General features: G+C 74.1%; 15 protein-coding genes and 3 tRNA genes. 9 read left to right on the top strand and 9 right to left on the bottom strand.

The window, feature by feature from the left end; translation table 11 throughout:
- The first annotated feature begins 298 nt into the window (after positions 1-298).
- The 4 genes from BJP40_RS18820 (at position 299) to BJP40_RS18805 (ending at position 5,491) form a co-directional block, all read left to right on the top strand.
- Positions 299-898 (top strand): hypothetical protein, encoded by a 600-nt coding sequence (locus tag BJP40_RS18820; RefSeq protein WP_071281348.1) that lies wholly within the window; start codon positions 299-301, stop codon positions 896-898.
- A gap of 326 nt (positions 899-1,224) precedes the next feature.
- On the top strand, positions 1,225-2,268 hold the full coding sequence (locus tag BJP40_RS18815; protein WP_071281347.1) for a rod shape-determining protein: 1,044 nt from the start codon (positions 1,225-1,227) through the stop codon (positions 2,266-2,268).
- A 369-nt stretch (positions 2,269-2,637) separates the two neighbouring features.
- Entirely contained in the window at positions 2,638-4,152 is a 1,515-nt protein-coding gene (locus BJP40_RS18810; RefSeq protein ID WP_071281346.1) for an acyl-CoA synthetase, read from the top strand.
- Complete coding sequence (locus BJP40_RS18805; protein WP_226962670.1) at positions 4,145-5,491, top strand: carboxyl transferase domain-containing protein; 1,347 nt, start codon at positions 4,145-4,147, stop codon at positions 5,489-5,491. The genes BJP40_RS18810 and BJP40_RS18805 overlap by 8 nt, the downstream gene beginning before the upstream one ends.
- A gap of 134 nt (positions 5,492-5,625) precedes the next feature.
- Here BJP40_RS18805 and BJP40_RS18800 read toward each other — a convergent pair whose 3' ends face one another.
- Complete coding sequence (locus tag BJP40_RS18800; RefSeq protein ID WP_071281345.1) at positions 5,626-6,117, bottom strand: MarR family winged helix-turn-helix transcriptional regulator; 492 nt, start codon at positions 6,115-6,117, stop codon at positions 5,626-5,628.
- 133 nt (positions 6,118-6,250) lie between these two features.
- Here BJP40_RS18800 and BJP40_RS18795 point away from each other — a divergent pair, with 133 nt between their 5' ends.
- A complete protein-coding gene (locus BJP40_RS18795) occupies positions 6,251-6,667 on the top strand; it encodes an organic hydroperoxide resistance protein (RefSeq protein WP_071273276.1) in 417 nt (138 codons plus the stop codon).
- Positions 6,668-6,982: 315 nt separating this feature from the next.
- Here BJP40_RS18795 and BJP40_RS18790 read toward each other — a convergent pair.
- The 3 genes from BJP40_RS18790 to BJP40_RS18780 all read right to left on the bottom strand — a co-directional run bounded on the left by BJP40_RS18790 (position 6,983) and on the right by BJP40_RS18780 (position 7,443).
- Positions 6,983-7,059, bottom strand: a tRNA-Ile gene (locus BJP40_RS18790).
- 233 nt (positions 7,060-7,292) lie between these two features.
- Positions 7,293-7,365, bottom strand: a tRNA-Asn gene (locus BJP40_RS18785).
- 5 nt (positions 7,366-7,370) lie between these two features.
- A tRNA-Asn gene (locus BJP40_RS18780) sits at positions 7,371-7,443 on the bottom strand.
- Positions 7,444-7,626: 183 nt separating this feature from the next.
- Between BJP40_RS18780 and BJP40_RS18775 the strand changes: the two genes are divergently transcribed.
- The 4 genes from BJP40_RS18775 to BJP40_RS18760 all read left to right on the top strand — a co-directional run bounded on the left by BJP40_RS18775 (position 7,627) and on the right by BJP40_RS18760 (position 13,515).
- The gene (locus tag BJP40_RS18775; RefSeq protein ID WP_071273273.1) at positions 7,627-7,926 is read left to right on the top strand and encodes a hypothetical protein; all 300 of its coding nucleotides are present in this window, start codon (positions 7,627-7,629) and stop codon (positions 7,924-7,926) included.
- A 58-nt stretch (positions 7,927-7,984) separates the two neighbouring features.
- A complete protein-coding gene (locus tag BJP40_RS18770; protein ID WP_071281344.1) occupies positions 7,985-9,424 on the top strand; it encodes an FGGY-family carbohydrate kinase in 1,440 nt (479 codons plus the stop codon).
- Positions 9,425-9,847: 423 nt separating this feature from the next.
- Positions 9,848-11,581, top strand: coding sequence for an ABC transporter ATP-binding protein (locus BJP40_RS18765; RefSeq protein WP_071281343.1), 1,734 nt, complete (start codon positions 9,848-9,850; stop codon positions 11,579-11,581).
- On the top strand, positions 11,581-13,515 hold the full coding sequence (locus tag BJP40_RS18760; protein WP_071281342.1) for an ABC transporter ATP-binding protein: 1,935 nt from the start codon (positions 11,581-11,583) through the stop codon (positions 13,513-13,515). The genes BJP40_RS18765 and BJP40_RS18760 overlap by 1 nt, the downstream gene beginning before the upstream one ends.
- A 310-nt stretch (positions 13,516-13,825) precedes the next feature.
- Here the strand turns inward: BJP40_RS18760 and BJP40_RS18755 are convergent, their stop codons facing one another.
- The 5 genes from BJP40_RS18755 to BJP40_RS18735 all read right to left on the bottom strand — a co-directional run.
- Entirely contained in the window at positions 13,826-15,154 is a 1,329-nt protein-coding gene (locus BJP40_RS18755) for an RNA polymerase sigma factor (protein ID WP_226962669.1), read from the bottom strand.
- Positions 15,155-15,293: 139 nt separating this feature from the next.
- Positions 15,294-17,195 carry a DNA primase gene (dnaG, locus tag BJP40_RS18750; RefSeq protein WP_071281341.1) on the bottom strand — a complete coding sequence of 634 codons (1,902 nt, stop codon included), beginning with the start codon at positions 17,193-17,195 and terminating at the stop codon, positions 15,294-15,296.
- Between the two features lie 40 nt (positions 17,196-17,235).
- Entirely contained in the window at positions 17,236-18,513 is a 1,278-nt protein-coding gene (locus BJP40_RS18745; protein ID WP_071281340.1) for an NAD(P)/FAD-dependent oxidoreductase, read from the bottom strand.
- A gap of 154 nt (positions 18,514-18,667) precedes the next feature.
- Complete coding sequence (locus BJP40_RS18740; protein ID WP_071281339.1) at positions 18,668-20,032, bottom strand: deoxyguanosinetriphosphate triphosphohydrolase; 1,365 nt, start codon at positions 20,030-20,032, stop codon at positions 18,668-18,670.
- A 45-nt stretch (positions 20,033-20,077) separates the two neighbouring features.
- A partial coding sequence (locus BJP40_RS18735) for a sirohydrochlorin chelatase (RefSeq protein ID WP_071281338.1) occupies positions 20,078-20,736 on the bottom strand: 659 nt, incomplete at its 5' end.

The following is a 20,736-nucleotide window of genomic DNA, read 5'->3' as shown; positions in this document are numbered from 1 at the left end:
GGGGGGGGGGGGTTCCGGAGCTGCTCGGCCGGCGTGCCGCACCCGGCGCATGCCAGGGCTCCGTTGAGGTGCCGCTGACACGGCTGGCAGTAATCCATGGCGCCCGCAGAGTATGCGCCGCGCGGGCCTCAGCGGCGGGAGAGCCTGTGAGAGTGTTATGTGAAACGTGCTGACCCCCGTGCCGGCTGTGGCGCACGGTGAACGTGTCTTTCCCCGGGGTCACCGTGACGGATCGGGGCGGGGAAAGAGGGGCACGCCCGCGCCTGTGGCCCCGGCCCGAACGGGGCAGGATGGCGCCATGGCCTCCGCCTCCCCCGCCGCCCCGTTCGGCCCCCGGGACTTCCAGCTCGTCCTGCTGCGCCGCCTGGCCGACCACCAGCCGTCACTCGTCGACGACGCGCGCCGTGCGCTCGGGGCTTCCGCCGGGGACATGCGGGAGGCCAACCGCCGCTGGCAGGTCATGGTGCGCTCGCGCCGCGCCCGTGGCGCCCTCGCGCGCTATCGCTCCGTACTGGGCGAGCCCGAGAGCAGGGAGCGGCGCGCGGTGGGCGACCTGGAGTGCGAGGCGCTGGCATGGCGACTGCCGTTGTGGCCCGACCTCCGCTTCGAGGTGCTGGCCGCGGCCGGGACCGGCGCGGTGTGGAACGAATGGCTGGTCCGCGCACCGGGGTCGCCTCCACCGACGCTTCGCACCGTCGCCGACCTGCGGCCCTGGGCGTGCACCGTCGACGAAGTGGCCCGGGCCTTCGCGCCCGCCCGGCCGCTGCCGGGCGACGCGCCGACACGGATGCGGCTGGCCTTCACCGACCCGGGCGGGCAGCCGCAGGTCGCGGACTTCACCTGGGGCCTCTTCCAGCGCCTCGCGGACCCGCCCGGCAGCCCGCGCGCGCGAGGCTGACGGTTTCGCGGCCGGCGTCCGGCGCCGGCGGACGGCGTCCCGTTTCCGGGCCACGACTGCGGGCCGACGACCGGCTCGCCCGCGAGCGGCGTCCCCACGCTCACCGGGTACGGGTGCGGATGCGGCAACCGGCTCGGCGGCCCCTTGCCCGGCTGCGGGCAGCCACCGACGGCGCGGGCTCGGGGGAGGCCCGTGCCGCGCGTCTTCCGTGCTCTGCCCGATCTCCCGTCCGTCGTATCGAGGCCCCCGGGCGGCGCAGCCCAGCGCGCGCGGCGCCCCGGCGGCCCGCACGATGCAGACACACACCGCACTCGGGAGGATCCGCCGTGACCGTCAGTCTTGAGCAGTTGCGCCGCTGCCACGTAGCCGTCGATCTCGGGGCCGCGAGGACCCGCGTCTTCGTCAAGGGGGCCGGGCTGGTCGTCGACGAGCCGAGCGTCGCCGCGGTGAACACCCACACGGGCGCCCTCATCGCGGTCGGGGACTTCGCCGAGAAGATGACCGGCCGTACCCCGGACTACATCCGGGTCGCCCGGCCCGTCTCCGGGGGGTCCGTCGTCGACATCGAGATGGCCCAGCGGATGCTCCGTCACCTCCTGGGCGAGAAACTCCGCCGCCAGCTGCGCCGCAAGCCGATGCTGCGGGCCGCCGCCTGCACCCCGCACGACAGCGATCCCCTGGCGCAGCGCGCCACCGTCGAGACGCTCGTCGGCCTCGGCGCGCGGCGCGTCGAACTGGTGGACACACTGATCGCGGCGGCGGTCGGCAGCGGCCTGCCCGTCGACCAGCCGACGGCCAGCATGATCATGGTGTGCGGGGCGGCGACCACCCAGGTCGCGGTGCTGTCGCTCGGCTCCATCGTCACGGCGGAGCGCATCCCCGTGGGCGGCAACGCCATCGACCACGCCGTGATCCAGTACCTGCGCCACCAGCACGAGCTGATGCTGCCCTCGCAGTCCGTGCGGCCGCTGCAGCTCGCCCTGCACGGCAACGGCCTCACCTCGCACGGTCCGTCCTCGACCGAGATCCACGGCAGGGACGTGGCGACGGGTCTGGCCCGGTCGGTCCACGTGGACACGGCGGCCGTGCGGCGGGCCATCCACACTCCGCTGACGGCGGTGCTGGACGGCATCGGGAAGGTGCTGCGCGACTGCCCGCCCGACCTGGTCGCGGACCTGGCCGACCGGGGCATCACCATGGTCGGCGGCAGCGCCCGCCTGCCGGGGCTGGACCAGATGCTGCGGGACGCCACCGGCATGCCGGTGGCCATCGCGGAACGGCCGGACGTGTGCGCGGTCCTGGGGCTGGGCGAGATGCTCGAAGGCCGCGTCCAACCGCTGGCCCTGGCGCCGCTGACGGAGGCGGACTGAGCGGCGCCGCTCCCGACGCGGCGAAGGCGGGCGGCGCCCCCGTCCAGGCCACCCGAGCCGGAGGCCGCCGCGGGTGGGGCCGCCGGCGGCGGCTCCCTCCCGTCGGCCCGCCGGTGCCCGCACGGCCGCCCTCGCCGCGAGCCGCTCCGGCCCACGGGCCCACCGGACGGCCGTTCCGCGCGCCCACCCGGCCACCGGCACCTCCGCGCGCCGGGCACCGGGCGGTCTCCACCGGTCCACCGCGCAGCTGTGACGGGACTCTCAAGGCCCCGGCGTCGGCGACACGCCCCGCCGGGGCCTCCGGCTGCGACGATGGGGGCCGCACCGACCCCTGCCGTGACCGCCGCGACACGAGGAGGACGACGACCCGTGGATGCTCTCTTCCCGGCCCTGGCCGCCGGACCGGACGACGACCCGCGGCCCGCGCTGCGCTTCGGCGAGCGTGCCCTGTCGTACGGTCAGCTCCGCGCTGCCGCGGCGGCGCTGACGCCGCGCCTGGCCGGTGCCCGGCGTGTCGCGGTGTGGGCGACGCCCACCCTGGAGACCGCGGTCGCGGTGGTCGCGGCGCTGCACGCGGGGGTCCCCGCCGTACCGCTGAATCCGAGGACCGGGCCGCGCGAGCTGACCCACATCGTCACCGACAGCGCCCCCGACGCCGTGCTCGCCGCGCCCGGTGACGAGCTGCCCGCGCCCCTGGCCCACCTGCCGCGTGTCGACGTGCGGCCGGAGGCCGACGGGAACGCGGGCCGGGGCGCTCCGGCTGCGGGACCGCCGGTCCCCGCGCACGCGGAACCGCTCCCCGTGGGCAGGGCCGCGGCGGAACCGGACCTCTCGGCTCCGGCTCTCGTCGTCTACACCTCCGGCACCACCGGCCCGCCCAAGGGTGCCGTCCTCCCCCGGCGGGCCCTCGCCGCCACGCTCGACGCGGTCGCGGACGCGTGGACGTGGACCTCCGAGGACGTCCTCGTGCACGCCCTGCCGCTGTTCCACGTGCACGGGCTGGTCCTCGGCGTCCTCGGCCCACTGCGCCGGGGCGGGTGCCTGCGGCACCTCGGCGGCTTTTCCGCGGAGGGGGTCGCCCGGGAGCTCGCGTCCGGCGGGACGATGCTGTTCGGCGTGCCGACCATGTACCACCGGCTGGCAGAGGTCCTCGGCACCGACCAGGAGCTGCGGAAGGCCCTCACCGGCGCCCGGCTGCTGGTCTCCGGGTCAGCCCCGCTGCCGCTGCCCGACCACGAGCGGATCACCGCGGCGACCGGCAGGCGGGTCGTCGAACGGTACGGGATGACGGAGACGCTCATGCTGACCAGCGTGCGGGCGGGCGCCGAACCGGAGCGCCCCGGATCGGTGGGGCTGCCGCTGCCCGGCGTGGAGCTGCGGCTGGTCCTCGACGACGGGACGCCGGTCACGGCTCGCGACGGGGAGACCATCGGGGAGGTGCAGGTGCGGGGCCCGAACCTGTTCACCGCGTACCTGAACCGGCCGGACGCCACGGCCGCGGCGTTCGACGGGGACTGGTTCCGCACCGGCGACATGGCGGTGCGGGACCCGGACGGTTCCGTACGGCTCGTGGGCCGGCGGGCCACCGACCTCATCAAGAGCGGCGGCTACAAGATCGGAGCCGGGGAGATCGAGAACGTGCTCCTCGACCATCCGGGCGTGCGGGAGGCCGCGGTGACGGGCGAGCCGGACGCCGACCTGGGCGAGCGGGTGGTGGCCTGGATCGTCCCGTCGGACCCCGCCGCTCCCCCGACGGACCGGGAGCTCGCCGACCACGTCGCCGCACAGCTGGCCCCGCACAAGCGGCCGCGGGTGGTCCGCACGCTGGACGCACTGCCCCGGAACGACATGGGCAAGGTCGTGAAGCGGGCCCTCCGTGGCTGATCGGGAGGGGCGCTCCGGGCGGCTGACGGCCCGGCAGGTGATCGCCCTGGTCGCCGAAGCGTTCACCGAGCACCGGCCGCCGACGCCGGAGGGGCCCCGTCCGCCGGACGGCCCGCTCGGCTGGGACGGGTACGGGGAGGCACGGGCGCGGGCCGTCGGGCGCACCGGCGAGGACGAGTCGGTGGTCTACGGAGAGGGGCAGGTGTCGGGGCGCGCATGCGTGCTGCTGGCCTTCGAGTTCGGCTTCCTGGGCGGCTCGTTGGGGCAGGGCACCGGTGACCGGATCTGCGCCGCCTACCGGCTGGCGCGGGAGCGGGGCGTACCGCTGGTGTCCCTGGTGGCGACCGGGGGCAGCCGGATGCAGGAGGGCATGGTCGCGCTGACCCAGTTGCAGCGCGTGGCGCGGGAGGCGGTGCTGCTGCGCCAGGCGGGCGTGCCGCACGTCACGGTGCTGCGGGATCCGGCGACCGGAGGCGGCTGGGCGACGGTCGGTGCCGGCGCGGACGTGCTGCTGGCGCTGCCGGGGGCCCAGATCGGTTTCGCCGGCTCGCGGGTGAGGCCTCCGGACGCGGATCCGGTGGCGTACACGGCGGAGGGGCAGCTCGCGGCGGGACAGGTGGACGCGGTGGTTCCGGCAACGGAGCTCCGCACGGTGCTGGGCCACTGGCTGACCGCCCTGTCGCACCCGGCGGCCGGTCCCGTGCCGCCGCCCGCGGCACTGGGGCGCACGGACCTGCCGGGCACCGGCTGGGAGGCGGTGCTGCGGGCCCGCGAGCCGGGGCGTCCGCGCGCGGACGCCTATCTGGACGCGTACTTCACGCTGCTGCTGCCCCTGGTCGGCGACCGCTGCGGCGGTGCGGACCCGGGGGTGCGGTGCGGGGTGGGCCTGCGCGACGGGTACGGCGTCGCCTACGTGGCCCAGTGCGGGACCGCGACCCGGCCCGCCGGCTACCGCACGGCGGCGCGCGTCATCCGGCTCGCGGACCGGTGGGGCCTGCCGGTGCTGACGCTGGTCGACACGCCGGGTGCCGCGAACGACACGGAGGCGGAGCACACGGGCGCGGGCGCGGCGATCGCCGAGCTCTTCGCCGCGGTCGCGGGCGTGCGGGTGCCGGTGACGACGCTGGTGGTCGGTGAGGGCGGTTCGGGGGGCGCACTCGCCCTCGCGGCGCCCGGCAACACCTGGGCCACCCCGGACAGCTACTTCTCGGTCATCGCCCCGGAGCCGGCCGCGGCCATACTGAAGCGGCCACCGCAGGACGCCCCGCACACAGCGGAGCAACTGCGGCTGCGTCCGCAGGACCTGGTCGAACTGGGGGTGGTACGGGGCATCGTGTGACGCCCCGCCACCGCTTCCGGCGGCGCCGCGGAAGCGGGCCGCCGTGGCACCCTTTGCGGCCCCGCGGCGGACACCGGCAGCCGGCGTGCCGGGCCCGGGCAGGCCCTGCACGGGGTGGGCGACGGCCGCGGCCCCTACTCGGCCGGCTCGTGCTCCTGCGCCACCGCCGACAGCGCGCCGTCCAGAGCCACGGTCAGGGTGTGGAGGCGGTCGCGCAGATCGCGGGCCTCGGTGAGGGACAGGCCGGTCACCTCCGCCATGCGTCGGGGCAGCCGCCGGGCCCGCTCCCGCAGGGCGGCGCCCTCGGCGGTGGGGCGCACGGTCACCGAACGCTCGTCCTCGGCACTGCGCCGCCGCTCGACGTACCCCGCCGCCTCCAGCCGCTTCAGCAGCGGTGACAGCGTGCCGGAGTCCAGCCGCAGCAGCTCCCCGATGCGCTTGACGGGGAGCTCGCCCCGCTCCCAGAGGACCAGCATCACCAGGTACTGGGGATAGGTCAGCCCCAGGTCCTTGAGCACGACGCGGTAGACGCCGTTGAAGGCGCGGGTGGCGGCGTGCAGGGAGAAGCAGATCTGGTGGTCGAGGCGCAGGAAGTCCTCGTCCTGCGGGGTGCCGGGCGCGTCCATGCCTCCAGGCTAACGCCACACAACCATCTACCTCACACGCAATTAAGTTGTGCACAACTTAATTGCCCGCTATAAATGTCATCAGCGCCGCCCCACCGGGCGGGGACGAGACCAGAGAAGAAGGACGGGACACATGAACGCCCTGTACACCGCCGTCGCCACCGCCAACGGCCGCGAGGGCCGGGCCGTCAGCTCCGACGGCCAGATCGACCTGCCGCTCGGCTTCCCCCAGGCCCTCGGCGGCAACGGCCAGGGCACCAACCCGGAGCAGCTCTTCGCCGCCGGCTACGCGGCGTGCTTCGCCAGTGCGATGGGGTCGATAGCGCGCCAGGAGAAGATCGACGTCAAGGACGTCTCGATCACCGCCGAGGTCAGCATCGGCAAGGACGAGGAGGACGGAGGATTCGGCCTGGCGGTCGTCCTGCGCGCCGAGATGCCCGCCCACCTGGAAGGCGAGCCGGGCCGCGAACTGCTGGAGAGGACCCACGCGTACTGCCCGTACTCCAAGGCCACCCGCGGCAACATCGACGTGCGGCTCGTCGTCGAGTGACGACCGCCCTGAAGGCCTGCTGCGGGCCCCGGCCCTCCACCCGGAGGCCCGGGGCCCGCTTTCGTCGCACCGACCGGAGGATGCACTTCCAGGAGGAAGGGACAGCGGCCTGCAAGCCCTGCCGGGGCCGTCGGGCCGCGTGGGCACCGTCCCCCACGGGAGCGAAGGCACCGCCGGGACCCGGCCGGACCGTGTGCCGCCGCTCGGGCGTACACCGGGCGTGACCTGAGCGAGTGAACGCGGGGCGCCGCTCCGGCGCGGCTGCCACCGCCGCGATGCCGCCGCAGGTAGAAACGGTTCACCTGCGGGAGCCGCTGGTGGGGCGGGTGGGACTCGAACCCACGGCCGACGGATTATGAGTCCGCTGCTCTAACCGGCTGAGCTACCGCCCCGTGCGGCGCGTCGCGCACATTTGTGCGCGCCGTCTGCCGCAGCATAGCCGCTCATACGATCTCCTGCTCCGGCTGGTCGGCCATGCACGCCCATGAGGACGATCACGCCGGCCCGCGCGGTTCCGGAGGTCGGCCGGAATCCCTCAGGACGGGGAGGGCGTCGCCGGGCGCAGCAGGTACCCGCCCGGCACAACGAGAGAGAGGACCCCCGGAAGGGCCCTCTCTCATCACCGCTCCCCCGGCTGGACTCGAACCAGCAACCCTCCGGTTAACAGCCGAATGCTCTGCCAATTGAGCTACAGGGGATCGCGCTCCCCCGACTGGACTCGAACCAGTAACCTGCCGGTTAACAGCCGGCTGCTCTGCCAATTGAGCTACAGGGGACTGCTGCGTTGCACCGAACGTACCCACCCGGTGCGTTCCGGGCGGCGCTCGCTCGCTGCGACACATACATTAGCGCAAGCTGGGGGGTGCTCCGCCAATCGGTCTCCCCCTGGCCTGCCGCAGGGGATCTCCGGCCGCCCGCGGCAGGCGGTGCGCACCGACACCTACGGAAGGGTGGCAGCCATGCGGTACAAGCTCACGTTCGTCGTGGGACTCGCCATCGGTTACGTCCTGGGGACCAGGGCGGGACGGGAGCGCTACGAGAAGCTCGTGACGTCCGCGCGGCGGGTCTCCGAGAACCCGGCCGTGCGCAACGCGGCCGAGTCGGCCGCCCAGACCGGCCGGGAGGTGGCGGGCCGGGCGTACCACGTGGTGAGCGAGAAGGTCGGGGACCGCATGCCCGAAGGGATGGCCGAGCGGGTGCGGTCCCTGCGCGACCGGGGGCAGGGCGCCGACGACGAGTGGGGCACGAGCAACACCTGACGCCCCGGCCCGGCGGAGGCGGGCGGGAAATCCGGCCCGGTGCGGCAGAATCTCCAGCATGGGGATAGTCGCCGGGTTGGACAGTTCGTCGGGTTTCACGCGCATCGTGGTCTGCGACACGGACACGGGCGCGGTACTGCGCCAGGGGTACGCGGCGCACCCCGTCGATCCCAAGGCCACCGAGGTGGACCCGCAGGCATGGCTGCTGTCACTCGGGGAGGCCGCCACCGGCGGGCTGCTGGAGGGCGTGCAGGCCATCGGCGTGTCCACGCAGGCGCACTGCGTCGTGCCGCTGGACCACGACGGGGCCCCGGTGCGGGCCGCCCTCGTCGGCAACGACAAGCGGGCGCAGGTGGCGGCCGCCGACCTGGTGGAGGCGCTGGGCGGCCGGCAGGCGTGGGCTCAGGCCGTGGGCTGCGTGCCGCAGGCGGTGCAGCCGGTGGCGAAGCTCCGCTGGCTGGCCAGGACCGAGCCGGAGGCGGCCCGGCGGACGGCCGGGGTGCTCCAGGCGCACGACTGGCTGGTGTGGCAGTTGCTGGGGCGCCCCGCGCGGCGGACCACGGACCGCGGAGGTGCTTCGGGCACCGGCTACTGGTCGGCGGCAGCCGAGGCGTACCGGCCGGACCTGGTCGAACTCGCGCTGGGCCACCAGGTGGCGCTGCCCGACGTGCTGGGTCCGGCCGAGGCCGCGGGTGTGACGCCCGAGGGCCTGCTGATCTCGGCGGGCACCGGGGAGACGATGGCGGCGGCGCTGGGCCTCGGGCTGGGGATCGGTGACGCGGTGGTGTCGCTGGGCGCGTCGGGTTCGGTGATGGCGGTCCACCACGAGGCGCTGGCGGACCCCCGGGGCTTGATCACCTCCCTGGCGGACGCCGCCGGGACGCACCTTCCGGTGGTGCACACCGCGAACGCGGTGCGGGTGCTGCGCGGCACCGCGGAGATGCTGGGGCTGGAGAGCCTGGAGGAGTTGTCGGCGCTGGCGCTGAAGTCGACGCCGGGCGCGTCGGGCCTGGTGCTGCTGCCGTACCTGGAAGGCGAGCGCACCCCGCCGCTGCCGCACACGGCGGGCACCCTCAGCGGGCTGCGGCGCGAGTCGATGAAACCGGAGCACCTGGCGCGTGCGGCGTTCGAGGGCATGTTGTGCTCCCTCGCGGACGCGATGGACGTACTGCGGGGCCGGGGTGTGGCGGTGCGCCGGGTCTTCCTGCTGGGGGCGGCCGCCGAGCTGCCCGCCGTGCAGGCCGTCGCGCCGGCGGTCTTCGGGGCGCAGGTGGTCGTGCCGCAGCCGGCGGACTACGCGGCGGTGGGGGCGGCACGGCAGGCGGCGTGGGCGTTGGGGGTGGCGCAGGGCTCTCTGTCGCCCCAGGCTCCCCCGGCGTGGCAGGGCGCGGCGGCGCAGGTCTTCGAGGCGGGCGACGAGGGACCGGTCGGACAGGCGGTACGCCAGCAGTACGCGGCGACCCGCGACCAGATCCACCCGGGCGCGTTCGCCTCGTAGGGCGGGACGGGCGAGCGTCAGGTACGCGTGGCCGGCTGATGGGACGGTCGGCCCGGTCTGCCGTGGGGGGGTGGCCTGGGCGCGGCCGGGAAGGACGGCGACGGGGCGGGGCAGGCCCGGCCGGGCGCGGCGACCCGAGCGAACCGCCGGCCGGTCGTCCGGAGGGGCGGCGGGCGGCCGAGGTGCCGGCGTGCCCGGACGGACGACGGGGTTCCGGCTGGTGCGGGCCCGGGGCCGGCGTGATCGGGCGGATGACGGCGCGATCGGACGGGTGGCGACGGGCGCCGGGGAGGCCGTCCGGCGGCGCGGTCGGACCAGCCGGCGGCACGGCCGGACGGGTGGTGGCGAGGACTAGTACGACTGATCGTGCCGCCTGTGGAAAACGCGTTCGTCGCTGTCGGGGGGACGGGCGATAGTGGATCCGTGCTCCTTCGACTACTTCGCAACCATCTCGGGCCGTACAGACGGCCCATCGCTCTGTTGGTGGCGCTCCAACTGGTGCAGACGTGCGCGACCTTGTACTTGCCGACGTTGAACGCCGACATCATCGACCACGGTGTCGTGAGAGGTGACACCGGCTACATCCTGCGGTTCGGCGCGCTGATGATCGCCGTGTCCCTGGTCCAGGTCGCGGGGAACGTGGGCGCGGTCTACTTCGGCGCGCGGACGGCCGCGGCACTCGGCAGGGACGTGCGGGCGGCGCTGTACGCCCGCGTGCAGTCGTTCTCGGCTCAGGAGGTCGGCCGGTTCGGGGCGCCCTCGCTGATCACCCGCACCACCAACGACGTGCAGCAGGTCCAGATGATGGTCCTGATGGCGTTCACCCTGGTGGTGTCGGCGCCGATCATGTGCGTCGGCGGGATCGTGCTGGCCCTGGGTCAGGACGTGCCGCTGTCGGCGGTGCTGCTTGCGGTGGTTCCGGTGCTGGGCATCGCGGTGACCTTGATCGTGCGGCGCATGCGGCCGCTGTTCCGGTCGATGCAGGACCGGCTCGACGACGTGAACCGGGTGCTGCGCGAGCAGATCACCGGCAACCGCGTGATCCGCGCCTTCGTACGCGACGCGTACGAGAAGGAGCGCTTCCGGGACGCCAACGACCGGCTGACCGACGTGTCGATGGGTGCGGGTCGGCTGATGGCGCTGATGTTCCCGACGGTGATGACCGTGGTGAACGTGTCCAGTGTGGCGGTCGTCTGGTTCGGCGCCCACCGGATCGACAGCGGGGGGATGCAGATCGGGGCGCTGACGGCGTTCCTCGCGTATCTGATGCAGATCGTGATGGCCGTGATGATGGCCACCTTCATGTTCATGATGGTGCCGCGGGCGGAGGTGTGCGCCGAGCGCATCGAGGATGTGCTGCGCACGGAGCCCGGCGTGCTGCCGCCGACCGAGCCGGTGCGGGAGCTCGGCCGCCGGGGTCACCTGGAAGTACGGGGGGCGGGCTTCCGGTACCCCGGTGCCGAGGAGCCGGTGCTGCGGGAGGTTGACCTGGTCGCCAGGCCCGGGGAGACCACCGCGGTCATCGGTTCGACCGGCAGCGGCAAGTCGACGCTGCTCGGGCTGGTGCCGCGGCTGTTCGACGTGACGAGCGGCGAGATCCTCGTCGACGGGGTGGACGTGCGGCGGCTCGATCCCGCTCTCGCCGCCCGGACGGTCGGCCTGGTCCCGCAGAAGCCGTACCTGTTCTCCGGGACGGTGGCCACCAACCTGCGGTACGGGCGGCCCGACGCCACCGACGAGGAGCTGTGGCACGCGCTGGAGGTGGCGCAGGCGGCCGACTTCGTCCGCGGCCTGGAGGGCGGGCTGGACGCGCCGGTCTCGCAGGGCGGCACGAACGTGTCGGGTGGTCAGCGTCAGCGCCTCGCCATCGCGCGGACGCTGGTGCAGCAGCCGGAGATCTACCTCTTCGACGACTCGTTCTCGGCACTCGACTACGAGACGGACGCCCGGCTGCGGGCCGCGCTCGCGCAGGAGACGGCCGAGGCGACCGTGGTGATCGTGGCCCAGCGGGTGTCGACCATCCGGGACGCCGACCGCATCCTCGTCCTCGACGAGGGGCGGGTCGTGGGGACGGGACGCCATCACGAGCTGATGGAGACCAATGAGACGTACCGGGAGATCGTGCTCTCCCAGCTGACCGAGGCGGAGGCTGTCTGATGGCCGGTCCTGGCGGACGGATGATGATGGCCGGAGGCGGCCCCGACCAGCGGTCCATGGACTTCAAGGGCTCGGGCAAGCGGCTGCTGCGGAGGTTCGCTCCGGAGAAGGCCACGATGTGGGTGATGAGCCTGGCGGTGGTGGCGAGCGTCGCGCTGTCGGTGGTGGGTCCGATGGTGCTCGGCCGCGCCACGGACCTCGTGTTCGCCGGCGTCGTGGGCCGTGGGATGGATCAGGGCGCGAGCAAGGAGCGGGTGCTGGAGGCGCTGCGGGCCCGCGGCGACGACGGGCTCGCGGACATGCTGGCGGCCGTGGACTTCGTGCCCGGGCATGGCATCGACTTCGGGGCCGTACGGGACATCCTGCTGATCGTCCTCGCGGTGTACGTGGCGGCCGGGCTCCTGATGCTGGTGTCGACGCGGTTGTCGACCCGGGTGATCAACCGCACGGTGCAGCGGATGCGGGAGGACGTGCAGGCCAAGCTGGAGCGGCTGCCCCTAGCGTACTTCGACCGGTCCAAGCGCGGTGAGGTGCTCAGCCGGACGACGAACGACATCGACAACATCGGGCAGACCCTGCAGCAGACGCTGGGCCAGCTGATCAACTCGCTGCTCACCATCATCGGCGTGCTCGTGATGATGTTCTGGATATCGCCGCTGCTGGCGCTGGTGGCGCTGGTCACCGTGCCGCTGTCGGTGGTGATCGCGGCCCGGGTGGGCAAACGGTCGCAGCCGCAGTTCGTGGCGCAGTGGCAGGCCACCGGCAGCCTCAGCGGCCACGTGGAGGAGATGTTCACCGGGCACACGCTGGTGAAGGTGTTCGGGCGGCAGGAGGAAGCCGCCGCGGAGTTCCGCGAGCACAACGACGCGCTGTACGAGGCCGGTTTCCGCGCGCAGTTCACCAGCGGTCTGATGCAGCCGCTGATGTTCTTCGTGTCGAACATCAACTACGTGCTGGTGGCGGTGGTCGGTGGTCTGCGGGTCGCTTCGGGGGCCCTGACCATCGGTGAGGTCCAGGCGTTCATCCAGTACTCGCGGCAGTTCTCGATGCCGCTGACGCAGGTTGCGTCGATGGCGAACCTGGTGCAGTCCGGTGTGGCGTCCGCCGAGCGGGTCTTCGAACTGCTCGACGCGCCGGAGCAGCCGGAGTCGCCGCCCCTGGAGCGGCCGGCGCGGGTGCGGGGCGCGGTGGCCCTGGAGAAGGTGTCGTTCCGGTACGAGCCGGACAGGCCGCTGATCGAGGGGCTGTCGCTGGAGGTTTCGCCGGGCCAGACGGTGGCCATCGTCGGCCCCACCGGGGCGGGCAAGACGACGCTCGTCAACCTGCTGATGCGGTTCTACGAGGTGACGGGGGGCCGGATCCTCCTCGACGGGGTCGACGTGGCCCGGATGTCGCGGGAGGAACTGCGCTCGTCGATCGGCATGGTCCTGCAGGACACGTGGCTGTTCGGAGGCACGATCGCGGAGAACATCGCCTACGGCGCGGCCCCCGGCCGCGAGGTGACCCGGGAGGAGGTCGAGGCGGCGGCCAGGGCGGCGCACGCCGACCGGTTCATACGCACCTTGCCCGACGGGTACGACACGGTCATCGACGACGAAGGGGCGGGCGTCAGCGCCGGCGAGAAGCAGTTGATCACTATCGCCCGGGCCTTCCTCTCGGACCCCGTGATCCTGGTCCTGGACGAGGCGACGAGTTCCGTGGACACGCGCACCGAGGTCCTCATCCAGAAGGCGATGGCCCGGCTATCCCACGGCCGCACCAGCTTCGTCATCGCCCACCGGCTGTCCACCATCCGGGACGCCGACGTCATCCTGGTGATGGAGGACGGCTCCATCGTCGAACAGGGCACGCACGCCGAGCTGCTGGAGGCCGAGGGGACGTACGCGCGCCTGTACGCGGCGCAGTTCGCGCAGGCGGTGGCGGAGGTCGACTGAGGCCCTCGGGCCCCGGGCACGAACCGACGACGGGGGCGGGAGGCATGACGGCCACCCGCACCGGTTCCGCCGCGGCGGAGGGGTGCCCGGGCGGCGCAGACGGCAAGCGGCCGGTCGAGCTCCGTCCTGGCCCTGTAGAGCTCCGTCCTGACCCTGCCGGTAGGCACCTCCCTGGGGACCGTCCTGGGAGTGGCGCCGGACGACCTGCCGTTGGGCGTCGCGCTGGGGCCGGCTCCGGGCATCGTGCTCCCCCTGGCCCTGGGCAGGCCCGACGGATCGGGGAAGGGGGCCGCGCGATGCACGGGGGCGCTCAGTCGAGGTAGCCGCGCAGTTGCTCCGCGAAGGCATGGTCCCGCAGCTTGCCGAGGGTCTTCGACTCGATCTGGCGGATGCGTTCGCGTGTCACGCCGAAGAGGCCGCCGATCTCCTCCAGGGTGCGGGGCCTGCCGTCGGCGAGGCCGTAGCGCAGTTGGACGACCTTGCGTTCGCGCTCGCCGAGTGTGGACAGGACGGCCTCCACGTGCTGGCGGAGCAGCAGGAACGCGGCGGACTCCGCGGGAGACGCCGCGTCGCCGTCCTCGATGAGGTCGCCGAGGGCGACGTCCTCCTCCTCGCCGACGGGGGCGTGCAGGGAGATCGGTTCCTGCGCCAGCCGCAGCACCTCGGTGATCCGTTCGGGCGGGAGCTGGAGGAGGGCGGCGACCTCCTCGGTGGTGGGCTCCTCGCCGCGTTCCTGCAGGAGGCGGCGCTGCGTGCGGACGACCCGGTTGATCAGCTCGACGACGTGGACGGGGACGCGGATGGTGCGGGCCTGGTCGGCCAGGGCCCGCGACATGGCCTGGCGGATCCACCAGGTGGCGTAGGTGGAGAACTTGTAGCCGCGGGTGTAGTCGAACTTCTCGACAGCCCGGATCAGCCCGAGGTTGCCTTCCTGTACCAGGTCCAGCATGGTCAGGCCGCGCCCCACGTACCGCTTGGCGACGGAGACGACGAGGCGCAGGTTGGCCTCGATGAGGCGGCGCTTGGCCATACGGCCCAGCACGACCAGGGCGTCCAGGTCGCCGGCGAGCTGCGAGTCGAGGTCGGGGGTGCGGGCCAGCTTCTCCTCGGCGAAGAGCCCGGCCTCCACGCAGCGGGCCAGCTCGACCTCCTCCGCGGCGGTCAGCAGCGGGACGCGGCCGATCTCCCGAAGGTACTGGCGGAGCAGATCGGAGGCCGGGCCACCACCGCCCGTGCCGTCGCCGGACGCGGCCCGGGCGGGCGGGGTGTCCGGGGGGTCCGTGGGATCCGGGGCCTCCTCCGGGTCGAGGGCGCCCGCCGCGCCCTGTGCCCCGGTCTGGCCCGGGACCCCGGGACCGGGGTCGTGCGCCGGATCGAGGGCCTGCGCCACCGGGTCCGGTGGTCCTGGTGTGTACGGCACCTCCACCGGGTCCGGTGACCCTGACGTGTCCAGCACCTCCACCAGCGCCGTGGAGGGTGCCGGGCCCGGGGCGTCCTGCGCGTCCGGGGCTCCGACCGCCCGCGGGGCCAGGGGGCGCGCACCGGGTAAGACGTCGGGGATGCCGTCGGGCAGGCCGCCCGCCGCGTCGGGCTGCTTCGGCACGGTGACGGCCACGGAGCTCACGGTCTGGGTCTGCACGGGGGCGACCTCCCGGGGGCGGCGGTCTCAGGAACCGCCCCCAGTGTGGGGTACGGCACATCGCTGCCACGAGGGTTGTGCGCCCACTTTTTGCGACCGTCGCGTGACGGCGCGCCCGCCGGTGCCCGGCCGGGTCCCGCTACAGCGCCGCGACGCCGTGGGTGCGCAGGGACTGGGCGTACTGCTGGAGGACCCACAGTTCGTTCTGCACGCCGGCCAGGTGCTGGGGGTCGGCGTGGGAGCCGAGCCGGGTCAGTGAGCTCTGCACCTCCAGGATGCGGCGGTCGACGGCGCGGAGGCGGACCTGGACCAACTGCTCGCCTGCGTAGGCCTCGTCGACGGTGCGGGCGAGGACGGCCTCGACGGCCAGTTCCGTCACCATCGCGCGGACCCGGTCGTCCGGCGCGGCTTCGCGGACCCGGGCCAGGTAGCCGGGGGTGTCGTCGACGCCCTGGGCGGCGCCGCCCGCCTCGGCGATGGTCTGGCGGACCGCGGTGTAGGGCGGGGCGGTGAACTCGTCGGCGCCGTACGCGTCGAAGGCCGGCGACACCAGCGCCGGGTACTGGAGGGCGAGCTTCAGCAGTTCCCGCTCCGTGCGGTGGGCGGGGCTGCGCAGGTTGAGGGGCGGGCCGGTGACGGACGGCCCCTGCGGGGAATGCGCGGCCTGCCGGGGCCCGTCGGCCGGCTGCGGTGGCCGGCCGCCCTTGTCCCTGGACCAGCGGGCCAGTTGGGCGACCCGCTTGACGACGAACTGGGTGTCGAGGATGCCGAGCATGCCGGCGAGTTCGACGGCGACCTCGTGCTGGGAGGCGATGTTCTTGATGCGGGCCACGATCGGGGCCGCCTCGTCGAGGGCGGCGGCCCGGCCGGCCGGGGTCTCCAGGTCGTACCGGTTCACGATCTGGCGCAGTGCGAACTCGAACAGCGGGATGCGGGGCTCCGCCAGGTCCCGTACCGCCTCGTCGCCCTTGACGAGCCGCAGGTCGCAGGGGTCCATGCCGTCGGGAGCGATGGCGATGTACGTCTCGGCGGCGAACTTCTGGTCGTCCTCGAAGGCCCGCAGCGCGGCCTTCTGGCCTGCCGCGTCGCCGTCGAAGGTGAAGATCACCCGCGCCGAGCCGTTGTCCATGAGGAGTCGGCGGAGGATCTTGATGTGGTCGCCGCCGAAGGCGGTCCCGCAGGTGGCGATGGCGGTGGTGACCCCGGCGAGGTGGCAGGCCATGACGTCGGTGTAGCCCTCGACGACGACGGCGCGGCTGGTCTTCGCGATCTCCTTCTTGGCCTGGTCGATGCCGTAGAGGACCTGCGACTTGCGGTAGATCGGCGTCTCGGGCGTGTTGAGGTACTTGGGCCCCGTGTCGTCGTCGCGGAGCCTGCGGGCGCCGAACCCGACGACGTCGCCGCCGACGTCCCGGATGGGCCACATGAGGCGGCCCCGGAACCGGTCGATGGGTTTGCCGCCGCGGCTCTCCTGGGCGAGGCCGGAGAGCAGCAGTTCCTTGTCGGAGAAGCCCTGGCCGCGCAGGAACCGGGTGAGGTGGTCCCAGCCGGCGGGGCTGTAGCCGACGCCGAAGTGCCGGGCGGCGGCCTGGTCGAAGCCGCGCTCGGCGAGGAAGCGGCGCCCCACCTCGGCCTCCGGGCCGTCGAGCTGTTCCGCGTAGTACCGGGCGGCGGCCTTGTGGGCCTCGATGAGGCGGATGCGCTCGCCGCGCTGCTGGACGGGGTTGTAGCCGCCCTCCTCGTAGCGGAGGGTGATCCCGGCGCGGGCCGCGAGCCGCTCGACCGTCTCCGAGAAGGAGAGGTGGTCGATCTTCATCACGAAGGCGATGGTGTCCCCGCCCTCCTGGCAGCCGAAGCAGTGGAAGAGACCCTTGCTGGGGCTGACCTGGAAGGAGGGGGACTTCTCGTCGTGGAAGGGGCACAGGCCCTTGAGGTTGCCGCCGCCCGCGTTGCGCAGCTGGAGGTACTCGGACACGACGGCGTCGATGGGGACGGCGTCCCGCACCGCCTTCACGTCGTCATCGTTGATCCTGCCTGCCACGCGGAGATTCTACGGGGCGGCGAACGGGTGGGGCGGGCCCTCAGTCCCGGTCCGGCCGGTCCGGGAGGGAGCCGAGCGGGGTTCCGGGGTCGGCGAGGGCGTCGGGATCCACGGGCCGGCGGGACCTGATGAGGTCCTGGACGGGTTCTGTGACGTCCCACACGTTCACGTTCATCCCGGCGAGGACCCGCCGGTCCTTCAGCCAGAACGCGACGAACTGCCGCTTGGCGACGTCGCCGCGCAGGACGACCTGGTCGTACGAGCCGGGGGGCGCCCAGCCGGAGTACTCCATGCCCAGGTCGTACTGGTCGGTGAAGAAGTAGGGGACCCGGTCGTAGGACACGTCGTGTCCGAGCATGGCGCGGGCGGCGGCCGGCCCGCCGTTCAGGGCGTTGGCCCAGTGCTCGACGCGCAGTCGGACGCCGAGCAGCGGGTGGTGGGCGGCGGCCACGTCTCCGGCGGCGAAGACGTCCGGGTCGGAGGTGCGCAGGGAGGCGTCGACGGCGATGCCGCCGCCGTGGGCCCGGTCCACGAGCGCCAGGCCGGCGGTCTCGGCGAGGGCGGTGTTCGGCACGGCGCCGACCGCGGCGAGCACGGCGTGCGCGGGGTGCTCCTCGCCGTCGTCGGTGCGGGCGGCGAGCACCATGCCGTCCTGGCCGACGATCTCGGTGAGCCGGGTGCCGAACCGGAAGCGGACGCCGTGCTCGGCGTGGAGGTCGGCGAAGACCTGCCCCAGCTCGGGGCCGACGGCCTGGTGCAGCGGGGTCGGCTGGGGCTCCACGACGGTCACTTCGGCGCCGTAGCCGCGTGCGGCGGCGGCGACCTCCAGGCCGATCCAGCCGGCGCCCACCACGACGAGGTGGCCGTTGTCCCGGCCGAGGGCCGCGAGGACCCCCTGCAGCCGGTCGGCGTGGGACAGGCGGCGCAGGTGGTGGACGCCGGTGAGGTCGCTGCCGGGGACGTCGAGGGGGCGCGGTGCGGCACCCGTGGCGAGCAGCAGCTTGTCGTAGTTGAGGGTGGTGCCGTCGGCGAGGCGGACGGCCTTGTGGTCGCGGTCGACGGCGGTGACCGGCTGGCCGAGGTGGAGCTCGATGTCGGCCTGCGCGTACCAGGCGGGCGGGTGGACGAGCGCGCTGTCGCGGGCGTCCTTGCCGGTCAGGTAGCCCTTGGAGAGCGGCGGGCGTTCGTACGGGTGGTCGCGTTCGTCACCGATGAGGATGACGCGGCCGGCGAACCCCTCGGCCCGGAGGGTCTCGGCCGCCTTGGCGCCGGCCAGCCCCCCGCCGACGATGACGAAGGTCTCATCTGCGTCGACCACTTGTTGCCTCCTACCCGGAATGCACGGAACGTCCCTGTCCACGCTACGCCGCGGCACCGCTGTCGCGGTCGTGGCCGCGGCGGCCGTGGCGCCTTCAGGAGGGTCCCGCACGGCGGGTGGTCAGGGAAGAGGCACTCGTCCGGGGAAAGGGGAGCTATCGGGCGTGTGGCGTGGTGAGCCGGGCGTGCAGGGCCCGTGCGGCGGCGTCGGTGAGCGACGCGATCTGGTCGATGACGACCCGGGTGCGGGCGCGCTCGTCGGGCGAAGCGTCGAACAGGGCCCGGAACTGTGGGTCGAGGCCCTCGGGGGCGCGGCGGACGAGGGCGTCGGCGAGCTCGGCGATGACGACGCGCTGGTCGGCGCGGAGCGCCTCCTGCTCGGCGCGCTGCATGACGTACCGGTCGGCGACGGCCTTGAGGACGGCGCACTCGTTGCGGGTCTCGCGGGGGACGACGAGCCGGGCGCCGTAGCGGGTGAGGCGGCCGGGGCCGTAGGCCTGCCGGGTGGCGGTCTCGGCGGCGAGGCAGAACCGGCCGATGAGCTGGCTGGTGGCGTCCTTCAGCCGGGCCTGGGCCGTGGCGGAGCCGTCGTAGCCGTGCGGCCACCACTCCTGGTCGATGAGCCGGTCGAGGGCCTCGGCGAGTTCCTGCGGGTCGGTGTCCGACGGTACGTAGCGGCCGATGGCGCAGGCCCAGATGTCGGCGCGCTCGGGTTCCGCGAGGAGGAGGTTGGGGTCGATGTGGCCGGCGTGCAGGCCGTCCTCGAAGTCGTGCACGGAGTACGCCACGTCGTCGGACCAGTCCATGACCTGCGCCTCGAAGCAGACGCGGCCGGCGGGGGCGCTCTGGCGGACCCACTGGAAGACGGGCAGGTCGTCGTCGTACACGCCGAACTTCGGGGAGTGCGGGTCGGTGGGGTGGGCGCCGCGCGGCCACGGGTACTTGGTGGCGGCGTCGAGGGCGGCACGGGTGAGGTTGAGCCCGACGCTGACCGGCTCCCCCGTTTCGGGGTCCGGCACGAACCGCTTGGGCTCGATCCGGGTGAGCAGGCGCAGCGACTGGGCGTTGCCCTCGAAGCCGCCGCAGTCCCCGGCGAACTCGTTGAGCGCCTGCTCGCCGTTGTGCCCGAAGGGCGGGTGGCCCATGTCGTGGGACAGGCAGGCGGCCTCGACGAGGTCGGGGTCGCAGCCGAGCGCGGCGCCGAGCTCGCGGCCGACCTGGGCGCATTCGAGGGAGTGGGTGAGCCGGGTGCGGGGGCTCGCGTCCCAGGCGGGACTCCTCGTGCCGGGGGTGACGACCTGCGTCTTCCCCGCGAGGCGGCGCAGCGCGGCGGAGTGCAGGACGCGGGCGCGGTCCCGCTGGAAGGCGGTGCGGCCGGGCCGCTTGTCGGGTTCCGGGGCCCAGCGCTCGGTCGCCGCGGGGTCGTAGCCGTCGTCCGCCGGGTGCGCGTACGGCGCGGTGGCCGCGCGGGCGGTGGGGGTCGGGGGGGTGGTGTGGGTCGTGCCTTCCGTGCCGTCCATGCTTGGAAGGTAACCCCACGGGGTGACAGTGAAGCGTGCGGCGGGTCAGACGGACGCGTACGCCTCCGCTACGGGAGCCGTCGCGCGGGCCGCGGCCTCGTCGTAGCGCCGCAGGACCAGCCGGGCGAGGGCCGGGTGCGGGCCGAGGGGCGCGGCGGCGGGGCCGGGTGCCGCGGCGGCGCTGCGGGCGGCGAACAGGCCGGGCGCGGTGAAGCAGGAGGCCACGGCGATGTCGGTACGGCCCCGGGCGGCCAGTTCCCGGACGGCTTCGGGCACGGTCGGTGCGGCGGCGGAGGCGTACGCGGCGAGGACCGGCACGCCGTCGAGGCGGACGCTCAACTGCGCGGCGAGGCGGCGGGTGACGGCCGCGGAATCCGGGTGCCGGGACCCGGCGGCGGCGAGCACGACACCCGCGTCGGGCGAGGGCCGCCAGCCCGCCTCGGTGAGGCGGTCCCGCAGCGCGTCGACGAGGAGCGGGTGGGCGCCGAGCGGGGCGGCGACGCGGGCGCGGATCCGCGGCGCCGCCGCGGCGGCGGCCTGCGGCAGGTCGTGGGTGACGTGGTGGCCGGGTGCGAAGAGCAGCGGGACGAGCACCGCGTCGGAGCCCTCGGGCAGGGCGGCCAAGGTGTCGCCCAGCAGGGGTTCGTTCAGCTCGATGTGGCCGAGCCGCACGGTCAGTCCGGGCCGCAGGGCGCGGACCACGT

Source organism: Streptomyces sp. CC53 (assembly GCF_001865245.1).
Taxonomy (GTDB): Bacteria; Actinomycetota; Actinomycetes; order Streptomycetales; family Streptomycetaceae; genus Streptomyces.
This window is presented reverse-complemented; position numbering and strand designations above follow the sequence as displayed.